The sequence below is a fragment of the Flavobacterium sp. KACC 22763 genome, from assembly GCF_028736155.1.
Lineage (GTDB): Bacteria > Bacteroidota > Bacteroidia > Flavobacteriales > Flavobacteriaceae > Flavobacterium.
The window spans coordinates 3713461-3740146 of sequence record NZ_CP117879.1; the positions used below are offsets into that span (position 1 = coordinate 3713461).

15 protein-coding genes, 4 tRNA genes and 6 rRNA genes are annotated in these 26686 nt (G+C 39.5%); 3 read left to right on the forward strand and 22 right to left on the reverse strand.

Annotation, left to right across the window (positions count from 1 at the left end; genetic code table 11):
- Positions 1-2: 2 nt before the first annotated feature.
- The 13 genes from PQ463_RS15490 to PQ463_RS15550 all read right to left on the reverse strand — a co-directional run bounded on the left by PQ463_RS15490 (position 3) and on the right by PQ463_RS15550 (position 15438).
- Complete coding sequence (locus PQ463_RS15490; protein WP_274254454.1) at positions 3-566, reverse strand: Crp/Fnr family transcriptional regulator; 564 nt, start codon at positions 564-566, stop codon at positions 3-5.
- 291 nt (positions 567-857) lie between these two features.
- Positions 858-967, reverse strand: a 5S ribosomal RNA gene (gene rrf / locus PQ463_RS15495).
- Positions 968-1120: 153 nt separating this feature from the next.
- A 23S ribosomal RNA gene (locus PQ463_RS15500) occupies positions 1121-4003 on the reverse strand.
- A gap of 126 nt (positions 4004-4129) precedes the next feature.
- A tRNA-Ala gene (locus PQ463_RS15505) sits at positions 4130-4203 on the reverse strand.
- 91 nt (positions 4204-4294) lie between these two features.
- Positions 4295-4368 (reverse strand) — tRNA-Ile (locus PQ463_RS15510).
- A gap of 130 nt (positions 4369-4498) precedes the next feature.
- Positions 4499-6012: ribosomal RNA gene (locus PQ463_RS15515) — 16S ribosomal RNA — on the reverse strand.
- Positions 6013-7509: 1497 nt separating this feature from the next.
- Positions 7510-7619, reverse strand: a 5S ribosomal RNA gene (gene rrf / locus PQ463_RS15520).
- A 153-nt stretch (positions 7620-7772) separates the two neighbouring features.
- Positions 7773-10655, reverse strand: a 23S ribosomal RNA gene (locus PQ463_RS15525).
- Between the two features lie 129 nt (positions 10656-10784).
- Positions 10785-10858: transfer RNA gene (locus tag PQ463_RS15530), tRNA-Ala, on the reverse strand.
- Between the two features lie 91 nt (positions 10859-10949).
- Positions 10950-11023, reverse strand: a tRNA-Ile gene (locus PQ463_RS15535).
- A 130-nt stretch (positions 11024-11153) separates the two neighbouring features.
- Positions 11154-12667: ribosomal RNA gene (locus PQ463_RS15540) — 16S ribosomal RNA — on the reverse strand.
- Together the 16S, 23S and 5S rRNA genes with 4 tRNA genes alongside form the textbook arrangement of a ribosomal RNA operon.
- A 940-nt stretch (positions 12668-13607) precedes the next feature.
- Complete coding sequence (locus PQ463_RS15545) at positions 13608-14843, reverse strand: ABC transporter permease (RefSeq protein ID WP_274254455.1); 1236 nt, start codon at positions 14841-14843, stop codon at positions 13608-13610.
- 100 nt (positions 14844-14943) lie between these two features.
- The gene (locus tag PQ463_RS15550; RefSeq protein WP_274254456.1) at positions 14944-15438 is read right to left on the reverse strand and encodes a YkgJ family cysteine cluster protein; all 495 of its coding nucleotides are present in this window, start codon (positions 15436-15438) and stop codon (positions 14944-14946) included.
- A 72-nt stretch (positions 15439-15510) separates the two neighbouring features.
- On the opposite strand from PQ463_RS15550, the gene PQ463_RS15555 reads away from it, so the two are divergent.
- Entirely contained in the window at positions 15511-16218 is a 708-nt protein-coding gene (locus tag PQ463_RS15555) for a class I SAM-dependent methyltransferase (protein ID WP_274254457.1), read from the forward strand.
- 16 nt (positions 16219-16234) lie between these two features.
- Positions 16235-16780, forward strand: a complete 546-nt coding sequence (locus PQ463_RS15560; protein WP_274254458.1) for a YfiT family bacillithiol transferase — start codon at positions 16235-16237, stop codon at positions 16778-16780.
- 76 nt (positions 16781-16856) lie between these two features.
- Here PQ463_RS15560 and PQ463_RS15565 read toward each other — a convergent pair whose 3' ends face one another.
- The 8 genes from PQ463_RS15565 to PQ463_RS15600 form a co-directional block, all read right to left on the reverse strand.
- A complete protein-coding gene (locus tag PQ463_RS15565) occupies positions 16857-17489 on the reverse strand; it encodes a 7-carboxy-7-deazaguanine synthase QueE (protein ID WP_111376544.1) in 633 nt (210 codons plus the stop codon).
- A gap of 104 nt (positions 17490-17593) precedes the next feature.
- Positions 17594-19261 carry a tetratricopeptide repeat protein gene (locus PQ463_RS15570; RefSeq protein ID WP_111376543.1) on the reverse strand — a complete coding sequence of 556 codons (1668 nt, stop codon included), beginning with the start codon at positions 19259-19261 and terminating at the stop codon, positions 17594-17596.
- A gap of 16 nt (positions 19262-19277) precedes the next feature.
- Entirely contained in the window at positions 19278-20201 is a 924-nt protein-coding gene (locus PQ463_RS15575; protein WP_111376542.1) for a PstS family phosphate ABC transporter substrate-binding protein, read from the reverse strand.
- Positions 20202-20203: 2 nt separating this feature from the next.
- Positions 20204-20434 carry a hypothetical protein gene (locus PQ463_RS15580; RefSeq protein ID WP_111365906.1) on the reverse strand — a complete coding sequence of 77 codons (231 nt, stop codon included), beginning with the start codon at positions 20432-20434 and terminating at the stop codon, positions 20204-20206.
- On the reverse strand, positions 20434-21234 hold the full coding sequence (locus PQ463_RS15585; protein ID WP_111365904.1) for an energy transducer TonB: 801 nt from the start codon (positions 21232-21234) through the stop codon (positions 20434-20436). The genes PQ463_RS15580 and PQ463_RS15585 overlap by 1 nt, the downstream gene beginning before the upstream one ends.
- Positions 21235-21273: 39 nt before the next feature.
- The gene (locus tag PQ463_RS15590; RefSeq protein ID WP_111365903.1) at positions 21274-21831 is read right to left on the reverse strand and encodes an ExbD/TolR family protein; all 558 of its coding nucleotides are present in this window, start codon (positions 21829-21831) and stop codon (positions 21274-21276) included.
- A gap of 19 nt (positions 21832-21850) precedes the next feature.
- A complete protein-coding gene (locus PQ463_RS15595) occupies positions 21851-22462 on the reverse strand; it encodes an ExbD/TolR family protein (protein ID WP_274254459.1) in 612 nt (203 codons plus the stop codon).
- Positions 22463-22504: 42 nt separating this feature from the next.
- Positions 22505-23329, reverse strand: a complete 825-nt coding sequence (locus tag PQ463_RS15600) for a MotA/TolQ/ExbB proton channel family protein (protein ID WP_008464979.1) — start codon at positions 23327-23329, stop codon at positions 22505-22507.
- A 381-nt stretch (positions 23330-23710) separates the two neighbouring features.
- Here PQ463_RS15600 and PQ463_RS15605 point away from each other — a divergent pair, with 381 nt between their 5' ends.
- Entirely contained in the window at positions 23711-25228 is a 1518-nt protein-coding gene (locus PQ463_RS15605) for a helicase HerA-like domain-containing protein (protein WP_274254460.1), read from the forward strand.
- 89 nt (positions 25229-25317) lie between these two features.
- On the opposite strand, the gene PQ463_RS15610 is transcribed toward PQ463_RS15605, so the two are convergent.
- Positions 25318-26661, reverse strand: a complete 1344-nt coding sequence (locus tag PQ463_RS15610) for an FAD-dependent oxidoreductase (RefSeq protein ID WP_274254461.1) — start codon at positions 26659-26661, stop codon at positions 25318-25320.
- Positions 26662-26686: the final 25 nt, after the last annotated feature.

Sequence of the window (26686 nt, forward strand, 5' to 3'; positions counted from 1 at the left end):
TATCAAATAATTGATGCTCGAATCCTGCTCAATGTTTCTTGGCTTACCCCGATTAATGATGCAATATGCTTCAACTTGGCTTTTTTAATAATTTGAGGAAATGACTCCAACAGAAATAAGTATTTTTTCTCAGCAGTCATTAAACGAAATAAATGATTGAATTCGTTTATTTTAGAAAGATAATATCGAAGCTGTTTAATATGAAACTTCACAAATAAAGGATACTCTAGCAAAACCTGTTCATCCAAATAAGACAACGAATAAACGATTGTTTCTTCACAAATTTGAAAATTCTCAAATGATGGCTTTTGTTCAAAAAAACTACTCATCGAAGTTATAAACTGATTATCGGTATAAATCCACTTCGTAACTTCTATACCATCTTCAATGCAAAATCTTCTTACCGCCCCACATTTTATAAAATAGATCCTATCACAAATTTTACCACCTTTAATAATAAAATCATTCTTTTTAAAAGTTTCTTCTACAAAATATTTTTTCAGCGCAAGTTCTGTCTCCGAATCTAATTCCTGAAAACTATTAATGACTTGAATTAGCTCTTCCATTTATTTTCTATATTATAATTTCAAATTTAAAGTTTTAATTCGAAAATTATAAAGCAATATAACCGGCAAATGAAAACATCTATCCAAAGCCTCTTTTTTCGCTATTTAAAGCTAAAATATTAAAATTACAGCGTCTTAATCACAAAATAAAATATCGCTGTAAAAAGACATTATTTCTAAGAGGTTTTCCAAAAGAGAATCTTTTAAGTATCTGAAGATTGATTTCGATCAAGATTTCAAAATCATATAAAAACAAAAAACCCTATCCGATTTGGATAGGGTTTTTCAAAAGAAAGGCGACGACATACTCTCCCACAATAATGCAGTACCATCTGCGCAGGCGGGCTTAACTTCTCTGTTCGGGATGGGAAGAGGTGAGCCCCGCCGCAATAACCACCTTAAGGCTATTCGCTGCAAGCAGCTTCTGATTATTAATTATCAATTGTAAATTGTTAATTATCAATCAGACAATATTTTAACATACTGAGATAAAGAAACAAATAAGCTTTATTTAAGAAAGTTCCTTCCCGAGCCATTGGCTCGGGAAAAAGGGTGTGCATAAGCTTACGGATTATTAGTACTACTCGACTGTGACATTACTGCCTTTACATCTGTAGCCTATCAACGTGGTCATCTTCCACGATCCTTAAAAGAAATCTCATCTTGTGGTGGGTTTCGCGCTTATATGCTTTCAGCGCTTATCCCTTCCCAACGTAGCTACTCTGCGGTGCCCCTGGCGGGACAACAGATACACTAGAGGTTAGTCCAATTCGGTCCTCTCGTACTAGAATCAGATCCACTCAAATTTCTAACGCCCGCAGTAGATAGAGACCGAACTGTCTCACGACGTTCTGAACCCAGCTCGCGTGCCACTTTAATGGGCGAACAGCCCAACCCTTGGGACCTTCTCCAGCCCCAGGATGTGACGAGCCGACATCGAGGTGCCAAACCCCCCCGTCGATATGAGCTCTTGGGGGAGATCAGCCTGTTATCCCCGGCGTACCTTTTATCCTTTGAGCGATGGCCCTTCCATGCGGAACCACCGGATCACTATGCTCTACTTTCGTACCTGATCGACCTGTATGTCTCTCAGTCAAGCTCCCTTATGCCATTGCACTCTACGCACGGTTACCAAGCGTACTGAGGGAACCTTTAGAAGCCTCCGTTACTCTTTTGGAGGCGACCACCCCAGTCAAACTACCCACCAAGCACTGTCCCCCACATCGCGGGGTTAGGCCTCAGATAAACAAAGGGTTGTATTTCAACAATGACTCCAAAGCGCCTGGCGACGCCCCTTCACAGTCTCCAACCTATCCTACACATCATTTATCCAAGGTCAATACTAAGCTATAGTAAAGGTGCACAGGGTCTTTTCGTCCCACTGCGGGTAAACGGCATCTTCACCGTTACTACAATTTCACCGAGCTCATGGCTGAGACAGTGTCCAGATCGTTACACCATTCGTGCAGGTCGGAACTTACCCGACAAGGAATTTCGCTACCTTAGGACCGTTATAGTTACGGCCGCCGTTTACTGGGGCTTCAATTCAATGCTTCTCCGAAGATAACATCTCCTCTTAACCTTCCAGCACCGGGCAGGTGTCAGGCCCTATACTTCATCTTACGATTTTGCAGAGCCCTGTGTTTTTGATAAACAGTCGCCTGGACCTCTTCACTGCGGCCCCGATTGCTCGGGGCGACCTTTCTCCCGAAGTTACAGGTCTATTTTGCCTAATTCCTTAGCCATGAATCTCTCGAGCACCTTAGGATTCTCTCCTCAACTACCTGTGTCGGTTTACGGTACTGGTTCTTACTGCCTGAAGTTTAGAGGTTTTTCTTGGAAGCCCTTAGGCGCACTATCTCTTTGTCCGAAGACTCCGAGTACTATCGCATTTCACCAAACTCTCCGGATTTGCCTAGAGAGCCTATAGCTAGGTGCTTTAACGAACTATTCCGTCAGTTCGCGGCGCTTTCATCACTCCGTCACCCCATCACAGCAATAAGAAGTACGGGAATATTAACCCGTTGGCCATCGACTGTCCCTTTCGGGTTCGCCTTAGGTCCAGACTAACCCACAGCTGATTAGCATAGCTGTGGAAACCTTAGTTTTTCGGTGTGCGGGTTTCTCGCCCGCATTATCGTTACTTATGCCTACATTTTCTTTTCTGACCGGTCCAGCATACCTTACGATACACCTTCAGCCCTGTCAGAATGCTCCCCTACCACTTTGTGTTGCCACAAAATCCATAGCTTCGGTAATATGCTTATGCCCGATTATTATCCATGCTCGTCCGCTCGACTAGTGAGCTGTTACGCACTCTTTAAATGAATGGCTGCTTCCAAGCCAACATCCTAGCTGTCTGGGCAGACAAACCTCGTTCTTTCAACTTAGCATATATTTGGGGACCTTAGCTGATGGTCTGGGTTCTTTCCCTCTCGGACTTGGACCTTAGCACCCAAGCCCTCACTGCTGTAAAACATTATATAGCATTCGGAGTTTGTCAGGAATTGGTAGGCGGTGAAGCCCCCGCATCCAATCAGTAGCTCTACCTCTATATAACTATTATCAGCGCTGCACCTAAATGCATTTCGGGGAGTACGAGCTATTTCCGAGTTTGATTGGCCTTTCACCCCTACCCACAGGTCATCCGAAGACTTTTCAACGTCAACCGGTTCGGTCCTCCACTGTGTGTTACCACAGCTTCAACCTGCCCATGGGTAGATCACACGGTTTCGCGTCTAACACTACTGACTAAAGCGCCCTATTCAGACTCGCTTTCGCTGCGGATCCATGGCTTAACCACTTATCCTTGCCAGCAGCGTTAACTCGTAGGCTCATTATGCAAAAGGCACGCCGTCACCCCACGAAGGGGCTCCGACCGCTTGTAAGCGCATGGTTTCAGGATCTATTTCACTCCGTTATTCACGGTTCTTTTCACCTTTCCCTCACGGTACTGGTTCACTATCGGTCTCTCAGGAGTATTTAGCCTTAGCGGATGGTCCCGCCAAATTCAGACAGGGTTTCACGTGCCCCGCCCTACTCAGGATACCGCTATCCTTTACATTCATTACTTATACGAGGCTATCACTCTCTATGGCTCTACTTTCCAGCAGATTCTAATTCTTTATGCAAGAAATGTCGCGGTCCTACAACCCCAGCAATGCCGTAACAATCCTGGTTTGGGCTAATCCGCGTTCGCTCGCCACTACTTACGGAATCACTTTTGTTTTCTTCTCCTCCGCCTACTTAGATGTTTCAGTTCAGCGGGTTTGCCCACCTATCGGTGTGCTATATCTTCAATATAGCGGGTTGCCCCATTCGGATATCTGCGGATCAATCGGTGTGTGCCCGTCCCCGCAGCTTTTCGCAGCTTATCACGTCCTTCATCGCCTCTGAGAGCCTAGGCATCCCCCATGCGCCCTTATTTTGCTTATTGCACCAATCTTGTTCCTTAAAACAAGACCGTTTTGTTTTGTTTTTATTATTGCTAATAAAAACGCTTTCTACTTTCTTATTATTTTCTTATCTCAATATGTCAATGAACTTTTTTCCTTTCGGAACTGTGGAGAATAACGGAGTCGAACCGTTGACCTCCTGCGTGCAAGGCAGGCGCTCTAGCCAGCTGAGCTAATCCCCCAAATCTAATGATGAATTGTGAATTATGAATTATGAATTAATATTCATAACGCTTCAACTCTAGAATTTCCTTCTCTTTAAGCCTTAAAAAGTAGTCCCGGGCAGACTCGAACTGCCGACCCCTACATTATCAGTGTAGTACTCTAACCAGCTGAGCTACGAGACTCTGTTTTTTTTTACTTAAAAGTTTATTTCTTTAAATTAACAGCAAGAGTAATGCAATTTCAAGATCCAGAACCTAATGTCCGGCATCTTATTTCCCAAGCGTGCCCTGAGGCTAACACTTTGGGCTCTAGAAAGGAGGTGTTCCAGCCGCACCTTCCGGTACGGCTACCTTGTTACGACTTAGCCCTAGTTACCAGTTTTACCCTAGGCAGCTCCTTGCGGTCACCGACTTCAGGCACCCCCAGCTTCCATGGCTTGACGGGCGGTGTGTACAAGGCCCGGGAACGTATTCACCGGATCATGGCTGATATCCGATTACTAGCGATTCCAGCTTCACGGAGTCGAGTTGCAGACTCCGATCCGAACTGTGACCGGCTTTATAGATTCGCTCCTGGTCACCCAGTGGCTGCTCTCTGTACCGGCCATTGTAGCACGTGTGTAGCCCAAGGCGTAAGGGCCGTGATGATTTGACGTCATCCCCACCTTCCTCACAGTTTGCACTGGCAGTCTTGTTAGAGTTCCCGACTTGACTCGCTGGCAACTAACAACAGGGGTTGCGCTCGTTATAGGACTTAACCTGACACCTCACGGCACGAGCTGACGACAACCATGCAGCACCTTGTAAACTGTCTTGCGAAAGATCTGTTTCCAAATCGGTCAGTCTGCATTTAAGCCTTGGTAAGGTTCCTCGCGTATCATCGAATTAAACCACATGCTCCACCGCTTGTGCGGGCCCCCGTCAATTCCTTTGAGTTTCAAACTTGCGTTCGTACTCCCCAGGTGGGATACTTATCACTTTCGCTTAGCCACTGAACTTGCGCCCAACAGCTAGTATCCATCGTTTACGGCGTGGACTACCAGGGTATCTAATCCTGTTCGCTACCCACGCTTTCGTCCATCAGCGTCAATCCACTGGTAGCAACCTGCCTTCGCAATTGGTATTCCATGTAATCTCTAAGCATTTCACCGCTACACTACATATTCTAGTTGCTTCCCAGTAATTCAAGTCCTGCAGTATCAATGGCCGTTCCACCGTTGAGCGATGGGCTTTCACCACTGACTTACAAGACCGCCTACGGACCCTTTAAACCCAATGATTCCGGATAACGCTTGGATCCTCCGTATTACCGCGGCTGCTGGCACGGAGTTAGCCGATCCTTATTCTTACGGTACCGTCAAGCTCCTACACGTAGGAGTGTTTCTTCCCGTACAAAAGCAGTTTACAATCCATAGGACCGTCATCCTGCACGCGGCATGGCTGGTTCAGGCTTGCGCCCATTGACCAATATTCCTCACTGCTGCCTCCCGTAGGAGTCTGGTCCGTGTCTCAGTACCAGTGTGGGGGATCTCCCTCTCAGGACCCCTACCCATCGTAGCCTTGGTAAGCCGTTACCTTACCAACTAGCTAATGGGACGCATGCTCATCTTCCACCGTTGTGACTTTAATAGCCAAACCATGCGGTTTGGCTATGCTATGAGGTATTAATCCAAATTTCTCTGGGCTATCCCTCTGTGGAAGGCAGATTGCATACGCGTTACGCACCCGTGCGCCGGTCTCAAAGCCCGAAGACTTCTACCCCTCGACTTGCATGTGTTAAGCCTGCCGCTAGCGTTCATCCTGAGCCAGGATCAAACTCTTCATCGTATATTTTAATATTATATATTCGATGCCTTTATCTATCGGTTCTTTTCGAATCTCTCGATTCCATTACTCTTATTCTATTTTGTTTTGAAATCTCTTTCAAAACGGCTGTCAATTCAATATGTCTACGAACGTATCTTTTTCTGTCTTCGCCTGTATCTCAAAGCGGGTGCAAAACTAAAACTTCTTTTTGTTTCTCGCAAGAAAAACTTAAAAAATTTTTGAAGCTTTCTTTTCGCCTCATCTTTTCGTTTTTCTTACCAGTATCTCAAGGAACTTTCCGTGTTTTGCGGGGTGCAAATGTAAAAAGCTTTTTCTTTTCCCGCAAGCTTTTTTTAATCTTTTTTTTCGGAAATCTCTTTCCTCAAATGTGATCAAGCTGCCGGAATGTCTAAGAGCGTTTTTCGCTGTTGCGGGTGCAAAAGTAGAACCTTTTTCCGCTTTTCCAATGCTTTTGCCCAGCTTTTTTTGATTTTTTTTCGGATTATTTCTTAATGCACTGATAACGGCAGGTTTGCATTTTGGATATTTTCAGCCATGCGTAGGACTTTTCCTCTTTAGCATGGCTTTTCGGCATTTTTTGCAGGCTGAAGCTTTCCGTTTTTACAATGTTTTATTCTTTTTATTCCTTTACCAGAATCTTTATAATTTTCAAAACCTTACTACATATCCCTAATTACACGTTTGGAAAATATAAAAATCCTCACCAATACAATCTTTTAAATTGTTAATTTGACACAGAAGCACAACACCAATAGATCTCTCTTTTTTATTTTACCACATACTACTTAAAATACAACCCCAAAAAGAAGAGTTTTTAGACCGAGTGAAACTGAAGTGATTCCGGTTTAAAATCCAGGACTTCTTCTTTAGATATTAATTCTTGATAAATACTTCATTCTTTTGCCAATTTTAACTTTTTACGAATGACACAAAAAGCTTTATCAAAATCCTCAAAAAATTAGAGCTTTTCAAAAAGTTTTCGCTTCCACCTTTTCTTTATTAAGACAAAAGCTAACTTCTATTAACAAACCAATATTTCCAATAGACCACAAGAGCCTTGAAGCCTAATAATAAATTGACATTACAACTTTAATAATAAAAATTAATGCAATTAAAGCACATAAATCAGCCTTAATAACAAACAACTCAATTAGCGCTGTTTTCCCCTTGGAGTCACGCAGCGATCCGTATCTTCTGCAGGAGAAGAATAAGGAGAAAAAAGAAGATTTGCGTGTCCCGCAAAAGGATGTCGCTCCCATCACTAACACGGCTTTCTATTGCTGAACCCGCATCCAACCTTGAGACTTGCTATTTAAAGCTAAAATATTAAAATTACAGCGTCTCAATCACAAAATAAAATATCGCTGTAAAAAGACATTATTTTTAAGAGGTTTTCCCAAAGAGAATCTTTCAAGTATCTGAAGATTGATTTCTATCAGATTCCAAACCGGCATAAAACAAAAAATCCCCATCAGATAATGATGAGGATTCTTAAAAGAAAGGCGACGACATACTCTCCCACAATAATGCAGTACCATCTGCGCAGGCGGGCTTAACTTCTCTGTTCGGGATGGGAAGAGGTGAGCCCCGCCGCAATAACCACCTTAAGGCTATTCGCTGCAAGCAGCTTCTGATTATTAATTATCAATTGTAAATTGTTAATTATCAATCAGACAATATTTTAACATACTGAGATAAAGAAACAAATAAGCTTTATTTAAGAAAGTTCCTTCCCGAGCCATTGGCTCGGGAAAAAGGGTGTGCATAAGCTTACGGATTATTAGTACTACTCGACTGTGACATTACTGCCTTTACATCTGTAGCCTATCAACGTGGTCATCTTCCACGATCCTTAAAAGAAATCTCATCTTGTGGTGGGTTTCGCGCTTATATGCTTTCAGCGCTTATCCCTTCCCAACGTAGCTACTCTGCGGTGCCCCTGGCGGGACAACAGATACACTAGAGGTTAGTCCAATTCGGTCCTCTCGTACTAGAATCAGATCCACTCAAATTTCTAACGCCCGCAGTAGATAGAGACCGAACTGTCTCACGACGTTCTGAACCCAGCTCGCGTGCCACTTTAATGGGCGAACAGCCCAACCCTTGGGACCTTCTCCAGCCCCAGGATGTGACGAGCCGACATCGAGGTGCCAAACCCCCCCGTCGATATGAGCTCTTGGGGGAGATCAGCCTGTTATCCCCGGCGTACCTTTTATCCTTTGAGCGATGGCCCTTCCATGCGGAACCACCGGATCACTATGCTCTACTTTCGTACCTGATCGACCTGTATGTCTCTCAGTCAAGCTCCCTTATGCCATTGCACTCTACGCACGGTTACCAAGCGTACTGAGGGAACCTTTAGAAGCCTCCGTTACTCTTTTGGAGGCGACCACCCCAGTCAAACTACCCACCAAGCACTGTCCCCCACATCGCGGGGTTAGGCCTCAGATAAACAAAGGGTTGTATTTCAACAATGACTCCAAAGCGCCTGGCGACGCCCCTTCACAGTCTCCAACCTATCCTACACATCATTTATCCAAGGTCAATACTAAGCTATAGTAAAGGTGCACAGGGTCTTTTCGTCCCACTGCGGGTAAACGGCATCTTCACCGTTACTACAATTTCACCGAGCTCATGGCTGAGACAGTGTCCAGATCGTTACACCATTCGTGCAGGTCGGAACTTACCCGACAAGGAATTTCGCTACCTTAGGACCGTTATAGTTACGGCCGCCGTTTACTGGGGCTTCAATTCAATGCTTCTCCGAAGATAACATCTCCTCTTAACCTTCCAGCACCGGGCAGGTGTCAGGCCCTATACTTCATCTTACGATTTTGCAGAGCCCTGTGTTTTTGATAAACAGTCGCCTGGACCTCTTCACTGCGGCCCCGATTGCTCGGGGCGACCTTTCTCCCGAAGTTACAGGTCTATTTTGCCTAATTCCTTAGCCATGAATCTCTCGAGCACCTTAGGATTCTCTCCTCAACTACCTGTGTCGGTTTACGGTACTGGTTCTTACTGCCTGAAGTTTAGAGGTTTTTCTTGGAAGCCCTTAGGCGCACTATCTCTTTGTCCGAAGACTCCGAGTACTATCGCATTTCACCAAACTCTCCGGATTTGCCTAGAGAGCCTATAGCTAGGTGCTTTAACGAACTATTCCGTCAGTTCGCGGCGCTTTCATCACTCCGTCACCCCATCACAGCAATAAGAAGTACGGGAATATTAACCCGTTGGCCATCGACTGTCCCTTTCGGGTTCGCCTTAGGTCCAGACTAACCCACAGCTGATTAGCATAGCTGTGGAAACCTTAGTTTTTCGGTGTGCGGGTTTCTCGCCCGCATTATCGTTACTTATGCCTACATTTTCTTTTCTGACCGGTCCAGCATACCTTACGATACACCTTCAGCCCTGTCAGAATGCTCCCCTACCACTTTGTGTTGCCACAAAATCCATAGCTTCGGTAATATGCTTATGCCCGATTATTATCCATGCTCGTCCGCTCGACTAGTGAGCTGTTACGCACTCTTTAAATGAATGGCTGCTTCCAAGCCAACATCCTAGCTGTCTGGGCAGACAAACCTCGTTCTTTCAACTTAGCATATATTTGGGGACCTTAGCTGATGGTCTGGGTTCTTTCCCTCTCGGACTTGGACCTTAGCACCCAAGCCCTCACTGCTGTAAAACATTATATAGCATTCGGAGTTTGTCAGGAATTGGTAGGCGGTGAAGCCCCCGCATCCAATCAGTAGCTCTACCTCTATATAACTATTATCAGCGCTGCACCTAAATGCATTTCGGGGAGTACGAGCTATTTCCGAGTTTGATTGGCCTTTCACCCCTACCCACAGGTCATCCGAAGACTTTTCAACGTCAACCGGTTCGGTCCTCCACTGTGTGTTACCACAGCTTCAACCTGCCCATGGGTAGATCACACGGTTTCGCGTCTAACACTACTGACTAAAGCGCCCTATTCAGACTCGCTTTCGCTGCGGATCCATGGCTTAACCACTTATCCTTGCCAGCAGCGTTAACTCGTAGGCTCATTATGCAAAAGGCACGCCGTCACCCCACGAAGGGGCTCCGACCGCTTGTAAGCGCATGGTTTCAGGATCTATTTCACTCCGTTATTCACGGTTCTTTTCACCTTTCCCTCACGGTACTGGTTCACTATCGGTCTCTCAGGAGTATTTAGCCTTAGCGGATGGTCCCGCCGAATTCAGACAGGGTTTCACGTGCCCCGCCCTACTCAGGATACCGCTATCCTTTACATTCATTACTTATACGAGGCTATCACTCTCTATGGCTCTACTTTCCAGCAGATTCTAATTCTTTATGCAAGAAATGTCGCGGTCCTACAACCCCAGCAATGCCGTAACAATCCTGGTTTGGGCTAATCCGCGTTCGCTCGCCACTACTTACGGAATCACTTTTGTTTTCTTCTCCTCCGCCTACTTAGATGTTTCAGTTCAGCGGGTTTGCCCACCTATCGGTGTGCTATATCTTCAATATAGCGGGTTGCCCCATTCGGATATCTGCGGATCAATCGGTGTGTGCCCGTCCCCGCAGCTTTTCGCAGCTTATCACGTCCTTCATCGCCTCTGAGAGCCTAGGCATCCCCCATGCGCCCTTATTTTGCTTATTGCACCAATCTTGTTCCTTAAAACAAGACCGTTTTGTTCTGTCCTTTACAGCATAGCTGCAAAAAACGCTTTCTACTTTCTTATTATTTTCTTATCTCAATATGTCAATGAACTTTTTTCCTTTCGGAACTGTGGAGAATAACGGAGTCGAACCGTTGACCTCCTGCGTGCAAGGCAGGCGCTCTAGCCAGCTGAGCTAATCCCCCAAATCTAATGATGAATTGTGAATTATGAATTATGAATTAAGATTCATAACGCTTCAACTCTAGAATTTCCTTCTCTTTAAGCCTTAAAAAGTAGTCCCGGGCAGACTCGAACTGCCGACCCCTACATTATCAGTGTAGTACTCTAACCAGCTGAGCTACGAGACTCTGTTTTTTTTTACTTAAAAGTTTATTTCTTTAAATTAACAGCAAGAGTAATGCAATTTCAAGATCCAGAACCTAATGTCCGGCATCTTATTTCCCAAGCGTGCCTTACAGCTAACACTTTGGGCTCTAGAAAGGAGGTGTTCCAGCCGCACCTTCCGGTACGGCTACCTTGTTACGACTTAGCCCTAGTTACCAGTTTTACCCTAGGCAGCTCCTTACGGTCACCGACTTCAGGCACCCCCAGCTTCCATGGCTTGACGGGCGGTGTGTACAAGGCCCGGGAACGTATTCACCGGATCATGGCTGATATCCGATTACTAGCGATTCCAGCTTCACGGAGTCGAGTTGCAGACTCCGATCCGAACTGTGACCGGCTTTATAGATTCGCTCCTGGTCACCCAGTGGCTGCTCTCTGTACCGGCCATTGTAGCACGTGTGTAGCCCAAGGCGTAAGGGCCGTGATGATTTGACGTCATCCCCACCTTCCTCACAGTTTGCACTGGCAGTCTTGTTAGAGTTCCCGACATGACTCGCTGGCAACTAACAACAGGGGTTGCGCTCGTTATAGGACTTAACCTGACACCTCACGGCACGAGCTGACGACAACCATGCAGCACCTTGTAAACTGTCTTGCGAAAGATCTGTTTCCAAATCGGTCAGTCTGCATTTAAGCCTTGGTAAGGTTCCTCGCGTATCATCGAATTAAACCACATGCTCCACCGCTTGTGCGGGCCCCCGTCAATTCCTTTGAGTTTCAAACTTGCGTTCGTACTCCCCAGGTGGGATACTTATCACTTTCGCTTAGCCACTGAACTTGCGCCCAACAGCTAGTATCCATCGTTTACGGCGTGGACTACCAGGGTATCTAATCCTGTTCGCTACCCACGCTTTCGTCCATCAGCGTCAATCCACTGGTAGCAACCTGCCTTCGCAATTGGTATTCCATGTAATCTCTAAGCATTTCACCGCTACACTACATATTCTAGTTGCTTCCCAGTAATTCAAGTCCTGCAGTATCAATGGCCGTTCCACCGTTGAGCGATGGGCTTTCACCACTGACTTACAAGACCGCCTACGGACCCTTTAAACCCAATGATTCCGGATAACGCTTGGATCCTCCGTATTACCGCGGCTGCTGGCACGGAGTTAGCCGATCCTTATTCTTACGGTACCGTCAAGCTCCTACACGTAGGAGTGTTTCTTCCCGTACAAAAGCAGTTTACAATCCATAGGACCGTCATCCTGCACGCGGCATGGCTGGTTCAGGCTTGCGCCCATTGACCAATATTCCTCACTGCTGCCTCCCGTAGGAGTCTGGTCCGTGTCTCAGTACCAGTGTGGGGGATCTCCCTCTCAGGACCCCTACCCATCGTAGCCTTGGTAAGCCGTTACCTTACCAACTAGCTAATGGGACGCATGCTCATCTTCCACCGTTGTGACTTTAATAGCCAAACCATGCGGTTTGGCTATGCTATGAGGTATTAATCCAAATTTCTCTGGGCTATCCCTCTGTGGAAGGCAGATTGCATACGCGTTACGCACCCGTGCGCCGGTCTCAAAGCCCGAAGACTTCTACCCCTCGACTTGCATGTGTTAAGCCTGCCGCTAGCGTTCATCCTGAGCCAGGATCAAACTCTTCATCGTATATTTTAATATTATATATTCGATGCCTTTATCTATCGGTTCTTTTCGAATCTCTCGATTCCATTACTCTTATTCTATTTTGTTTTGAAATCTCTTTCAAAACGGCTGTCAATTCAATATGTCTACGAACGTATCTTTTTCTGTCTTCGCCTGTATCTCAAAGCGGGTGCAAAACTAAAACTTCTTTTTGTTTCTCGCAAGAAAAACTTAAAAAATTTTTGAAGCTTTCTTTTCGCCTCATCTTTTCGTTTTTCTTACCAGTATCTCAAGGAACTTTCCGTGTTTTGCGGGGTGCAAATGTAAAAAGCTTTTTCTTTTCCCGCAAGCTTTTTTTAATCTTTTTTTTCGGAAATCTCTTTCCTCAAATGTGATCAAGCTGCCGGAATGTCTAAGAGCGTTTTTCGCTGTTGCGGGTGCAAAAGTAGAACCTTTTTCCGCTTTTCCAATGCTTTTGCCCAGCTTTTTTCAGTCTTTTTTCGGATTATTCCTTAACTGTCTCATAACAGATGGTTTACATTTTATGATTTTTCGGATATGCGTGGGATTTTTCTTCCTTTACATGCCTTTTCGGTATTTTTTGCGGGCTGAAGCTTTCCATTTTTAGGGAATTTTCAGCCCCTCCCCCTTCTTTCTGCCGATTTTCCATTCTTTTTAAGGGGCCCGTCTGCCAAAAGCTTCTTCTGAAAGCCGAAGCCCATAGCCCCGATAGGAGCGGAAATCCTTTTGGGGCCGGGGTTCGGCCCCAAAAGATTGAAGCGGATAGCGGGATCAGGCTCCTGATTAAACGCAAAATTCCAATCTTTTAAATCCCAGATCCCAAAACCGGATGCGATTCGCTACGCTCAGACCGGCAGACTGACTCTATATATTATAGTGCATAATAAAAAACCCGACAGGTTTTAAAAACCTGTCGGGTTGTATTTATCTGAAATCTCTTTATCTAATCAAAACGAATTGCTTTAACTGGGGATATTTTTGTTATTATATAAGACGGAATTAATAATACCAAGAAACAAACAGTAATAGTGAGCAAATTTAACAAGAGTATATAAATCCAATTTAGATAAACTGGAGCTTGATTAACATAATAATTTTCAGGATTGAGCTGAATTACTCCAAATTGCTGCTGAATTAAAAGAATTGAAATTCCTATTAGATTTCCCCAGAACAATCCGCGTAGAATTAAGTAAAAGGCATTATACAAAAATATTTTACGAACTGACCAGTTATTGGCTCCCATAGATTTCATTATTCCAATCATCTGGGTTCTTTCTAAAATAAGCACCAAGAGGGCTACTACCATATTAATTGTTGCAACCAATATCATAACTCCTAAAATAATTACGATATTAAAATCAAATAATTGGAGCCAATCAAAAATGTAGCTGTATTTTTCTATAATGGTTTTTGTATCGAGATTAGACGAAGTTGATTCATAAACTTTATTCCCAACTGCTTTAATTTCGTCAAAATCTTTTACAAAAATCTCAAATGCTCCAATTTGATCTTCGCTCCATTTATTAATTCTTTGAATGTGGCGAATATCTCCAATAATGTATGTAGCATCAAAATCTTGGAAACCTGAGTTAAATATAGCTGCGATTTTAAATCGGCGACTGTTCGGAAGTTTCCCTTGTTCTTCTTTTATAAAAAAGGTATTGAATTCGTCTCCGACTTTCAAATTTAAACGGTCTGCTAGAAACCTTGAAATAATAACATCTTCATTTAATGCTTTTGTAAAATCTGGCAGTTTACCTTCTACAATGTACTCTTTAATATTGTTCCAATCGTAATCTGCCCCTACTCCTTTAAATATAATTCCTTCAAAAGCGTTTTCTGTTCGAATTATTCCAGCTTTACTTGCCACTGCTTGAATATGGCTTACTTCTGGCACTGACTTAAAATTAGGATAAAAATCTTGTTTCTTCGAAATTGGAACCGTTGTAACTTCTGAATTATTATTATCATAATTAGAAATTATAATTTGACCATTGAATGCAGAGACTTTATCTCGAATTTTTTTCTGTAAACCAATTCCAGTTGCTACAGAAACAATCATCATAATAATTCCGATCGCTATTGCAGAAATAGCAATTTTTATAATAGGTGCCGAAATACTGCTTTTGTAATCTTTTGCAGTAATAAGTCTTTTGGCTATAAAATATTCTAAGTTCAAATTATAAGTTTTCTCTAGGTTGATTAATTATTCCTTTCTCAAAAGTACATCTTAAAAAAAGAAAACGATGATATTACCACTAACAATTGTCCCTTTCTTTTTATAATGGTAATTTCTTTTTCATTTCTTCTACTATATTATATGCCGCTGGACAAATTTCGACGTTTTTCAGAGTTAGATTTGAAATCTGATAGAATTTATTTCTATCTGTATGAGGAAACTCTCGACAGGCTTTTGGACGAACATCATAAATCATACAATAATTCTCATTATCCAAAAAAGTGCAGGGAACGCTTTTCAAAACATAATCTTTATCCTCATCAATTCGCAAATACTGATCAATAAATTGCTGTGGCTTTTGTCTAAAATGTTTCGAAATTCGCTCAATATCCGCCAAAGTAAATAGGGGGCCTGTTGTTTTACAGCAATTAGCGCACTTTAAGCAATCCGTTTTTTTAAATTCAGCATTGTGCAAATCCTGCATAATATAGTCTAAATTTTTTGGTGGCTTCTTTTTAAGCTTACCGAAATACTTTTTATTCTCGTTATGCTTATCTTTGGCTAACTTACTTAAGTTATTTAAAATCTGTTTCAAGTTTAAAATTTAAAGTTGATCTGCAAAATTAAGCAACTTTGAACTTGAAACCTTAAACTTTGAACTAAAACAATGAAAGATCTTTTTGGGAAAGCAATATTTGATTTTTATACCAAAAATTCGCCTGAAGATATTATCACCGAAACTTCGATTTCTGAAGAAGACGAAATGAGTGTTGAATATCTTTTCCGAACTTACAATGAAATGCCTAAAATTGAGCAAAAAGCTTTACAATTGGCTAAAGGAAAAATATTGGATGTGGGATGTGGAGCCGGAAGCCATGCTTTATCATTGCAAAATGAACGTAATCTAGAGGTAACCGCAATTGATATTTCAGAAAAGGCAATTGAAACCTGTCGCCTTAGAGGAATAAAAAATGCTAAAGTTGAAAATGTTTTAGATTTTCAAGGAGAAAAATTTGATACAATCCTCCTTTTAATGAATGGTACAGGTATTTTTGGCCAGCTAAAAAACTGTAATAAATATTTGTCTAAGCTAAAATCTCTTTTAAATCCTGGCGGACAAATTTTAATTGACAGTTCTGACATCATTTATATGTTTGATGAAGATGAAGATGGCGGCAAATGGATTCCGTCTGAAAATGATTATTATGGTGAACTTGTTTTTAATATTAGTTATAAAGGAGAAAAAGAAGAATCTTTTGACTGGTTATATCTAGATTATAATACGCTTCAAAATGCAGCAGTTGCAAATGGCTTAAACTGCGAACTTATTCTTGAAGGAGAACATTACGATTATTTAGCTAAACTTTCCATTTAAAACAAACCATAAAACCATGAATGAACTAGATTTAGAGAAATTAAAATATCCGATTGGAAAATTTACAGCTCCAGAGCAGTATTCAACAGAATATATTTCTGAAAAAATTACAGAAATTGAAACTCTCCCTGAAAAACTAGCAAAAGAAACGATTCATTTAACCGACGAACAACTGGATACTCCTTATAGACCTGGCGGATGGACAGTAAGACAAGTTCTTCATCATTGTGCCGAAAGCCATATGAATTGCTACGTTCGCCTAAAATGGGCTTTAACGGAAAATAATCCCGTAATTAAGCCTTATGACGAAGTTCTTTGGTCTGAATTAAGCGACAATCTGACAATGCCAATCCAACCAACTCTAGATTTACTGAAAGGACTTCATTTCAGATTGGGCTATATCATGCGAAGTTTATCAACAACTGATTTAGAAAAAACTTTTATACATCCTTCTGATAATTCAGAAATTAAACTCAAAAGAATGATTGGAATGTATGCTTGGCATGGAAATCACCATTTGACACATATCACTTCTTTGAAAAAATATAAAAACTGGAAATAATCACTCGTCAGTTTTAATACAGATGTATCTTTACCAAACAAAAAAACTCTTCACTTGAAGAGTTTTTTTGTTGTTTTTATGGAATATTAAGATATTTATGCGTTTGTAATGAAACTCTCCATTTTGGATTATTCATAACATAATCAACAATGAGCGGAGTCATTTCTTCTTTTTTGCTCCATTCTGGCTGAAGAAATAAAATCGCATTATCATTTACTAATTCTGCTTGTTCTTCAGCAAAAATAAAATCATGTTTGTTGTAAATGATCACTTTTAATTCGTGAGCATTATCATATACTGTCTGAGTTGGCAGTTTATTCTTTTTAGGTGAAAGACAAATCCAGTCCCAAGTTCCTGATAATGGAAAAGCACCTGAAGTTTCAATATGTACTTTTAAATTTTTCTCTTTTAAACGTTTTGTCAAAAAAGTCATATCCCAAGACAAAGGCTCTCCACCAGTTACAACAACTGTATCAGCATATTTTGCAGCATTTTCCACAATTAAATCTACTTTCGTTGGAGGATGAAGTTCAGCATTCCAGCTTTCTTTCACATCACACCAATGACAACCTACATCACACCCACCAATCCTAATAAAGTAAGCAGCTCTTCCTGTATGCGAACCTTCTCCTTGAATGGTATAAAATTCTTCCATCAACGGAAGCATAGCTCCTTTATTTACTTCTAATTGTATTTCTTTTGGTAACATTATACTATTTTAAGAGTGCAAAGATAGTCAATAAAATACGGAACAAAAAAACCGATAGTTTTTTTAGAACTATCGGTTTTTATATTCTCTTTAAAATCTTCTAATTATTTTAAAGCTTTTATAGATTGTGTAGCATATGAATTAGCTGGATCTAAAACTAAAGTTTTATTGAAATACTCAATAGCTTTAGCTTTATCTGTATTAGCATAAGCAGCACCAATACCATTGTAAGCTTCAACAAACTTTTTAGCTACAGCTGGCTTAGCCACTTCCTCTGCACCTTTTGCTGAAATTTTAGCAACATACTCTTCGTAGTTTTTAATGATCATATCATCTTTATCTAATAGAGAGTTGATTCTAGCTTTATATAAATATGCTTCATCATAACTAGGAGCAGTAGTTAAAATTTTATCGAAAACTGCATCAGCTTTTCCTAAAGCAACAGCATCACGGCTTTCTTTTGGTTTACTAGCATTACCATAGTATAAAGAAATTCCATAATAAACACTGTCATCTAAGTAATTTTTAGACTCAGGGTTGTTTGCTCCAAGTTCAAAAATAGATGCTGCCTGAGCATATTGTTTTTTACCGAATAATTCTTTTCCAAAATCTGCGAATTCTTCAACTACTAAAGGCTCTAATTCAATCGCTTTTTTGATATCTGCTAAACCAGCATCAAAAGCTGCTTGATTTACTGTACCATCTGCTCCAGTTCCTTTTTTAATTTTAGAAAGTCCTAAATAGTAGTAATCTCTACCAATTACTTTGTTTGACGGTGTATTAATATAATCTTGAAGAGATTTAATAGCTACATCAACATTTCCGTTTTCGTAAGCTGCATATCCTAAATATCTGAAAATTCTAGGATTTACTTTATCTTGAGCGATCATTTTGTTTGCAACAGTTTCTAATTGCTTGTAATCTTTAACCAAGATCAAGAAATCCGCATGACGCATTTTAGAATCAAGAGAGTAATCTGTCAAACTTAAGTACTTCTCGTAGTTTGTAATTGCATTTTGCAAGTTAACTTTAGCAGTAGAAGGTTTGTTTCTTGCCCATTTGTAATATGTTTCAGCAAGTTCTCTGTAAACTGGCCCGTAGCTAGCATCTAATGCGATAACTTCATTGAATGATTTAATTGCTTCATCATAAGATTTAGCACCTTTTAATAAAACTCCTAATTGCATTTTTGCTCTCAACAAAGTGTTGTCAGCAGTAAAAGCATCACGGTAAGCTTTATAAGCATCATTTTGGTTGTTTGCTCCGTAGTAAGCATCACCAATTGCTAATAATGCTTGTGCGTTTTGAGGATCAACTAATAAAGCTCTTTTCAAAACTTCAGTAGCATTTTTATAATCTGGATTCTCAGAATTCATGTAAGCTCTTGCGATGTAAATAAATTCATTTACATCTTTTTTCTTCATGTCTTTTGTTGCCAAAGCAAAATTAGCTTGAGCAGCAGCACTATTCTTAGCATCAAGATCTAATTGTCCTAAACCGATATAGCTTAAATTTTTCTTGTCTGAAGCTTGTAATCCATTATTGTAATAGATTTTTGCAGAATCGACAACAGATTGATTTAAATAAACATTACCTAAAACAAAATTTGCTTCCCCATCTGAAGGTTTACTTTTGATGATTGATTTAAGGATTGTTTTTGCTTTATCAAATTGTTCAGCATCAATTGCCTTCTTTGCTTGGTTGATATCCTGCGCTTTTGCTGCGGTAGCCGAAGCAACTAATGCAAGACTTAAAATTTTAAATTTATTCATCTTTATTGTAATTAATTTATTCTTTATCTTTTATAATTTCACTTCTAATCTTTAGTTTTCGCCCTGGAGTTTTATATGGCAGCAATCCAGATTTTAAAACTATTCGCTGTCCTATATCGCCTGCTATAAATGAAGCAAATCCCATTCCAAGTCCCGAATAACCTTGACAATTGATAATAAACAAATCACGTGCCAAAGGATATTTCCCAATTTCTAAGTCATTCTGAGTAGGACTGTAATATTCATTACTATTCAACCCTTTAACATAAAGGACGTTTATCTTATTAATAGTTTCAGTCATATCAGGTGTTGGCTGATAAAACCAATTAATACCAATAACCCCAATCATTCCTTCGTTTTCTGAAACAAATTTGATTACTTCATTATTTGTTTTAAATGAGAAAACTCCTGATTTAGGTATTTCCTTCACCTTCGCTAATTCCTTCATGTAACGAACAGTACTTGAATTAGGATTATCGAAAACTAGTCCTTTAATTTTACCATCTGTTTTACCTTGCATGAAATCAATAACACTTTTCAACGCAATTAAAGTATCATTATTGCTTTTGTTTGAAATAAAAGCAATAGCGTCATGGGCAAATGGAGTTACTCTCGGATTAATTTTACTTTTATCAAAACGAGCTCTTTCTTCTGCAGTTAAATCTCGAGTTGTAATTGCAACCTTAGTTTTTTGATTTAATAGATCATTAATTACTTCAGCTTCTGAATTTGGCTTTACTGTTATTTTTGCATTATAGTAAGTACCTTCAAAAACAGCAACCTGATCGTCTACAATTTGCTTTACTGTTTCGTCAACCGCAATATCAAGTGATCCTTTCAAAATGGTCTCTTTTTCAGTTTCACTTTTGCTTTTTTGGTTGCACATGGCAAACAAAAAGACAAAAACAACCAAACCCAAAGCCTTACTATATTTCAACATAATTATTCTTCTTTTGAATTAATTAATCTTAAAAATCTTATTCCCGAATACACAATTAGCAATCCTCCAAAAGCATATCTGTATTTCCATTCCATGTTTAGCGGGAGTTTCTCCCAGAACATAATCATTAAACCGAGCACAAGATAAATTAAAAAAAACAGTATTCCTAAAACAAGAAGAAATCGCTCTTTGAGCGATTTCTTCTGAATATTATTAAGCATATCTTTTAACATTATTCTGCAGATTGAATAGTAATAGGAAGAGAGTACAATACCCTAACTTTTTTACCATTTTGCTCGCCGGGAGTCCATTTCGGACATTTTTTAAGAACACGAATTGCTTCTGCTCCTGTACCATAACCGATATCTCTTAAAACTTTGATATCTGTTAATGACCCGTCTTTCTCAACTACAAACGTAACGTAAACTTTACCTTTTAAACCTTCTTCTTCAGGAGTTTTGTAGTTGTTTCCTACGAATTTGTAGAATTTATCAATACCTCCTGGGAAATCTGGTTTTACTTCGATACCAGCTGTATTATATACAGTGTTATCTTCTTGTACCACCTCTGCTACTGGTCCTTTTCCAACTGGCTCATCAACAGTTAAAACTGCATCTGGATCTCCTTTGATAGTCTCAGCACCAACTTTTTTGTCTTTTAAATCAACAATTTTTGGTGGGTCTTCAGTAACTTCTTCCGCTTTTGCAACCACAGGTTTAACGAATTTAACCTGATCCACTTTTGGTGGCGGTGGCGGTGGCGGTGGCATATTAGGCTTAACTTCCTCTTTTTTCGGAGGTAATTTTACCGCAGCCATCTTAACCTCTTTAACCTCTTCTTCTTCTGTAGAGTCTGGTAACAAACTCGCAATAAGAGGAGCAGCTACAGCAGCACTAAAGATAAGAGAACCAATAACAAGTGCTTTCACAGTTGTTTTTCCGTTTGATTTTCTCAGCTCGTATGCTCCATATATCTTATTACGTCCTTCGAATACGATATCAAGCCACTGATTTTTTATAATATCTAATTTCATACTTCTTGATTTTTAAGTCGATAAAATTTAAGATTGCTCTTATTTTTTATCTATCACTTTTGTTTCTTCCGGTGTAAACTCAGGAACAATCGCATACGTATCAACTCCAGTGATAGCCATTTCGTCCAAAATATCAACCAAATTACGGTAATTTGATTTTTTAGTTGGTTTAATGATCACAATGATTCCGTTTTTAGGTTTCCCTAAAGCTGCAGAATACGCCAAAACATTTTTCTTTTGTTTTAACAATTCTCTACGGATACCATCTTTACCATATGTAATATCTTTCGGCCCCACTTTTGGTGATGCCAATAATCCCATATAGAAAACCATTTTATTATCACCACCTAACATCACTGTCATGGTACGGTTTTCATCTACCTTAGTTTTATCGGTTGGTTTTTCATCCTCCTCTTTATTAGGCAATGACAAATCCATCGATTGAGGTTTTGACAACGAAGTAGTTAACATAAAGAATGTAATCAATAAGAATGCCAAATCCACCATCGCTGTTAAATCGACTTTCGAATTCTGCTTTTTACTTCTTACTTTACCACCTTTACCACCACCGCCGTCGCCGGTATTTAATTCAGCCATCTTAGTGTATATTTTTTAATTAAAAGTCTCTTCCTCTCTTACCTGTAACTAAGTTAAAGGAATTGATTTTCTGATCTTGCAAAATATCCATAATTTTTTTAATTCTTGGATATTCTTCTTTAGCATCTCCTTTAATCGCAATCTGCAATTCTTTGTCATCCAAATCAATTGTAGCTCTTCTAGAAATTAGAAGCCATTCTTTTAATTGATTATCTAATGAATCCAAAGGAATTCCAGGTTGGTTTGCTTTGGTTCTGTCCGCCGCTTTCATATCAATGATTTGCTTTAAACCTGTAATTGGCACACCAAAATCATCCATAAGAGCAAATTTGGTTTTATCTTCTTCTGAAAATTCAATACCATATTTTGCACCCATTCCTTCAAGAGTTCTTTTACGGACTTCTCTTCCTTTGATGTCAAAAAATACTTTCCCTTTTCCTACTGTAATAATAGCCAAATCAGTATCTGGCAGTTTACTTATCGCAACAGAAGCAGGCATATCCACAGGCAATGCCTCAGGCACTTTAGCAGTAGCGGTCAAAATAAAGAACGTTAGCAAAAGGAACGCTACATCACACATCGCAGTCATATCTGTCGATGTAGACTTTTTTTTCATTTTTATTTTAGCCATTATCTTTTATTTTATTTTTTTGATTATAAAATCAAAAATTAATTATTGTCTTAAACTTCCTCTGAATTTTCTGTAAGTATTAACGATAGTAGTACCAGCCTCATCGATAGAGTAAGTTAAATCGTCAATTTTAGCAGTAAAGAAGTTGTAAGAAACAATTGCTAAGATAGAAGTAGAGATACCTGTAGCAGTGTTGATAAGTGCCTCAGAGATACCTGTTGCAAGAGCAGCTTGGTCAGGAGTACCAGCAGAAGCTAACGCACCAAACGCTTTAATCATACCAGATACAGTTCCTAATAATCCTCCTAATGTACCTAAAGATACTAAAGTAGAGATAATAGTCATGTTTTTCTCTAACATTGGCATTTCTAATGAAGTTGCCTCTTCGATTTCTTTGTGGATTACTTCTGAAGCTTCTTCGCTGTTGAATCCTTCTTTTTTAACATCTTGGTATTTTACCAAAGCAGATTTAATTGCGTTTGCAACTGAACCTTGTTGTTTGTCACATGAAGCGATAGCAGCTTCGATGTTTCCTTCTTTAATACTACCTTGAACGCTTTTCATGAATTTGTCAAGGTTAGTTTTTCCTGCAGCTTTACCGATAACAATAAATCTTTCAATAGAAAAAACAACAACCATTAAAAACATACCTAATAATACTGGTACGATGAAACCTCCTTTATATACTTGTCCTAATGTATTGATTGGATGTCCTGTTTCTGGATTACCTCCTTCGAAGTTCGCAGAATCCCCCATGATTACTTTCCAAATAAACACCCCTACTAAGATACACGCTACAATAATGATTCCTGTGATCATTCCTCCGCCATTTGAAGTGCTTTCTTTTTTAACTTTAACGTTTGCCATTTTTTTTAATTTTAATAGTTTTAAATAATTTTTATTTTTTAGTTATATTTAACTTGTAGAGGAGCAAATTTATACGTTTAGTTTAAATAAAAAAACTTTTTTTAATTTAATTGACCGAAATTTAACTTCAAATTAAAAAATATCTCATTAAATTGGCCACGTCATTTTTTAGATAAAACAAAAAAAAGGAGGATAATTAGAAAAATTACAACGTTTTAGTAAATATTCAAAGATTCCTTTGATATCTTCTTAAAAAGTTGCGAATTTTTTTTTTATTAAATTTTCAATCAAAAAAAGCTTTTTCTTACTAAAAAAAACCACATAAAAAGCACCCAAAAACAAAGCAATACTCATATAACAATCTAAATTACAAATAAAAACATGAATAAAAAAGAGAATTTTATTTCAGATATAACTACAGGGTATTCTTCGAAGGGAGACAGTATTATACTTGGAGGGGCAATGCTTGACGGTGAGCCAATTGCAGAAGCCCATGTGAAAATTCCGCTAAAAACTTTAAACCGACACGGATTAATTGCTGGTGCAACTGGAACAGGAAAAACCAAAACAATTCAGGTTTTTTCTGAACAGCTTTCTAGTGCAGGAATTCCTGTATTAATGATGGATATTAAAGGGGATTTTAGCGGTATAGCCAAAGAAGGTAAAGAAGAAGGTTTTATTACAGAACGTCATGCTAAAATTAATATACCTTATAATGTATCCGCATTTCCTGTTGAGTTGATGTCTTTATCTAAACAAAATGGTGTTCGTCTGCGTGCTACTGTTTCTGAGTTTGGCCCTGTCCTATTTTCACGAATTTTAGATCTAAATGATACTCAAGCTGGAGTTGTAGCAGTTATCTTCAAATATTGCGATGATAACAAAATGCCTCTACTTGATTTAAAAGACATTAAAAAAGTAATCAATTATATTACTGAAGAAGGTAAAGATGAAATTGCGGCTAGTTATGGCAAAATCTCAACTGCCACGACAGGAACCATTCTTAGAAAAATAATAGAATTGGAACAGCAAGGCGGCGATTTATTTTTTGGCGAACTGTCTTTTGAAACTGATGATTTAATGCGAATTGATGAAAATGGCAAAGGTTACGTTAACATTATCCGCTTGACGGATATTCAAGATAAACCAAAATTATTCTCGACTTTTATGTTGAGCCTTTTGGCCGAAATTTATCAGAAGATGCCAGAAAAAGGAGATGCAGATCAGCCTGAATTGGTTATTTTTATTGACGAGGCGCATTTAATTTTTAATGAAGCTAGCAAAGCATTATTAGAACAGATTGAAACGATTGTAAAATTAATTCGTTCTAAAGGTGTTGGTCTGTATTTTGTTACACAAAACCCAATGGATGTTCCGAGTGGTGTTTTAGCTCAGTTAGGATTAAAAATTCAGCATGCGCTTAGAGCTTTTACAGCAAATGACCGTCAGGCGATTAAGAAAACAGCCGACAACTACCCTACTTCTCCTTATTATAAGACTGATGAACTGTTGACGAGTCTAGGAATTGGGGAAGCTTTGGTGACAGCGCTTAACGAAAAAGGTATTCCGACTCCGCTTGTGGCGACTATGATGCGTGCGCCAATGAGTCGAATGGATGTTTTGTCTCCATCTGAAATTGATGAAATAAACGGTAAATCGAAACTAGTTAAAAAATATGCTGAAGAAATTGATCGCGAAAGTGCTTTTGAAATTTTGAACAAAAAACTGACGGAAGCAGCAGAGGTCGCAGCACAACAAGAAGAGCAGGCTCCTGCCAAATCATCAAAAGCTGGGCCAAGCACTACAGAAGTTGTTACAAAATCTGTTTTGAAAGTGGTAACAAGCGCTACTTTTATACGAGGCGTTTTTGGTGTTTTAACTAAAATATTTAAGAAATAAAAAACTAAACCATATAAGTTATATAAGTTCATTTAATTTATGCGAAACGCATTTATACTGACTTAAATAACTTATATGGTTTAAAAATTTTATCTATTTTCTAATAACTCCAGAATCTTGTTTTCTACTTCTGGACCATCCCAGATGTTTTCGATATTTTCCATTCGAAGTACTTCTTCCATAATTCCATTTTGATAATCTCCGATTGCTAAAGCTTCGGCATACGGGCGGTCACTAAAAGTAACACGACTATAAAGCGGAATCCATTTGTCTGGATGTTTGTCTGAAAAGACTTTTTCTATTTTCTTTTGCAACAAGAATTTTTCATCTGCTGTCTTGGTACTCATTTCCAAGAAATTTCGATACGAAAGCTCTGCAATCGCATCTGCATTCGGTTTTCTAGAGATTTGATATTCTGAAAATATCTTCTTCCAATCGTCTTGGTACTTTTCAATCATTTCGCTCAAAACAGTGATATCTTCAAAACCAGCATTCATACCTTGTCCGTAAAATGGAACTATGGCGTGACAAGCATCTCCAATCAAGGCAATTTTATTTTCGTAAGTCCAAGGAAAACATTTCATGGTTACCAAAGTACTCGTTGGATTTTTAAAGAAATCATTTGCTAATTCTGGAATTACATCAATAGAATCTGGGAAATTTTTCTCGAAGAAATCTTCGACCATTTTACGATCTGTCAATGATTCAAAAGAATTTTCTCCTTCAAAAGGCATGAATAATGTACAAGTAAAACTTCCATCAAGATTAGGAAGCGCAATTAACATATACTCGCCTCTTGGCCAAATATGAAATGAGTTTTTATCTAATTTATGAGTTCCGTCTGGATTTGCCGGAATGTTCAATTCTTTATATCCCATATTCAAAAATTCCTGCGAATAATTGAACATACTCTGACGCTGCATTCTGTGACGAATTCTAGAGAAAGCTCCATCGGCACCAAAAACCATATCAAACTTTCTTTCTTCCCACTCGCCTCTTTCGCTTTCACCAATATGAAGCGTAGCATCGTTCAAGGTAACATCCCAAACTTTCTGTTCAAAGTGAAATTCGGCTCCAGCTTCTTCAGCAAGATCGATCATCTTTCTGTTTAGTTTTCCTCTTGAGATAGAATATATAGATTCGCCTTCTTGACCGTAATTCTGAAAATTTAATTTGTCTACCAAGTGAATGGCACGTTTATCCATCGGAATTGCAATTTCCCGAACCGAATCTCCAACACCAACTGCATCCAAAGCCTTCCAGCCACGGTTGGACATTGCTAGATTAATAGAACGGCCAGAAAAATTTATTTTTCGGATATCTGGGCTACGATCATAAACATGAACAGTATGACCAGCTTTTTTAAGATAAATTGCCAGAAGCGACCCTACAAGTCCAGAACCAACTACAGCAATTTTTAATGATGTTTGCATCGAGGGAAAATCTAATATTGGGTCG

Coding starts and splice junctions, on each gene's coding strand:
- PQ463_RS15575 (WP_111376542.1), bottom strand. CDS start 20,201: ATGTTGAAATATAGTAAGGCTTTGGGTTTGGTTGTTTTTGTCTTTTTG.
- PQ463_RS15610 (WP_274254461.1), bottom strand. CDS start 26,661: ATGCAAACATCATTAAAAATTGCTGTAGTTGGTTCTGGACTTGTAGGG.
- PQ463_RS15560 (WP_274254458.1), top strand. CDS start 16,235: ATGAATGAACTAGATTTAGAGAAATTAAAATATCCGATTGGAAAATTT.
- PQ463_RS15570 (WP_111376543.1), bottom strand. CDS start 19,261: ATGAATAAATTTAAAATTTTAAGTCTTGCATTAGTTGCTTCGGCTACC.
- PQ463_RS15490 (WP_274254454.1), bottom strand. CDS start 566: ATGGAAGAGCTAATTCAAGTCATTAATAGTTTTCAGGAATTAGATTCG.
- PQ463_RS15565 (WP_111376544.1), bottom strand. CDS start 17,489: ATGTTACCAAAAGAAATACAATTAGAAGTAAATAAAGGAGCTATGCTT.
- PQ463_RS15600 (WP_008464979.1), bottom strand. CDS start 23,329: ATGGCAAACGTTAAAGTTAAAAAAGAAAGCACTTCAAATGGCGGAGGA.
- PQ463_RS15585 (WP_111365904.1), bottom strand. CDS start 21,234: ATGAAATTAGATATTATAAAAAATCAGTGGCTTGATATCGTATTCGAA.
- PQ463_RS15595 (WP_274254459.1), bottom strand. CDS start 22,462: ATGGCTAAAATAAAAATGAAAAAAAAGTCTACATCGACAGATATGACT.
- PQ463_RS15580 (WP_111365906.1), bottom strand. CDS start 20,434: ATGTTAAAAGATATGCTTAATAATATTCAGAAGAAATCGCTCAAAGAG.
- PQ463_RS15605 (WP_274254460.1), top strand. CDS start 23,711: ATGAATAAAAAAGAGAATTTTATTTCAGATATAACTACAGGGTATTCT.
- PQ463_RS15590 (WP_111365903.1), bottom strand. CDS start 21,831: ATGGCTGAATTAAATACCGGCGACGGCGGTGGTGGTAAAGGTGGTAAA.
- PQ463_RS15555 (WP_274254457.1), top strand. CDS start 15,511: ATGAAAGATCTTTTTGGGAAAGCAATATTTGATTTTTATACCAAAAAT.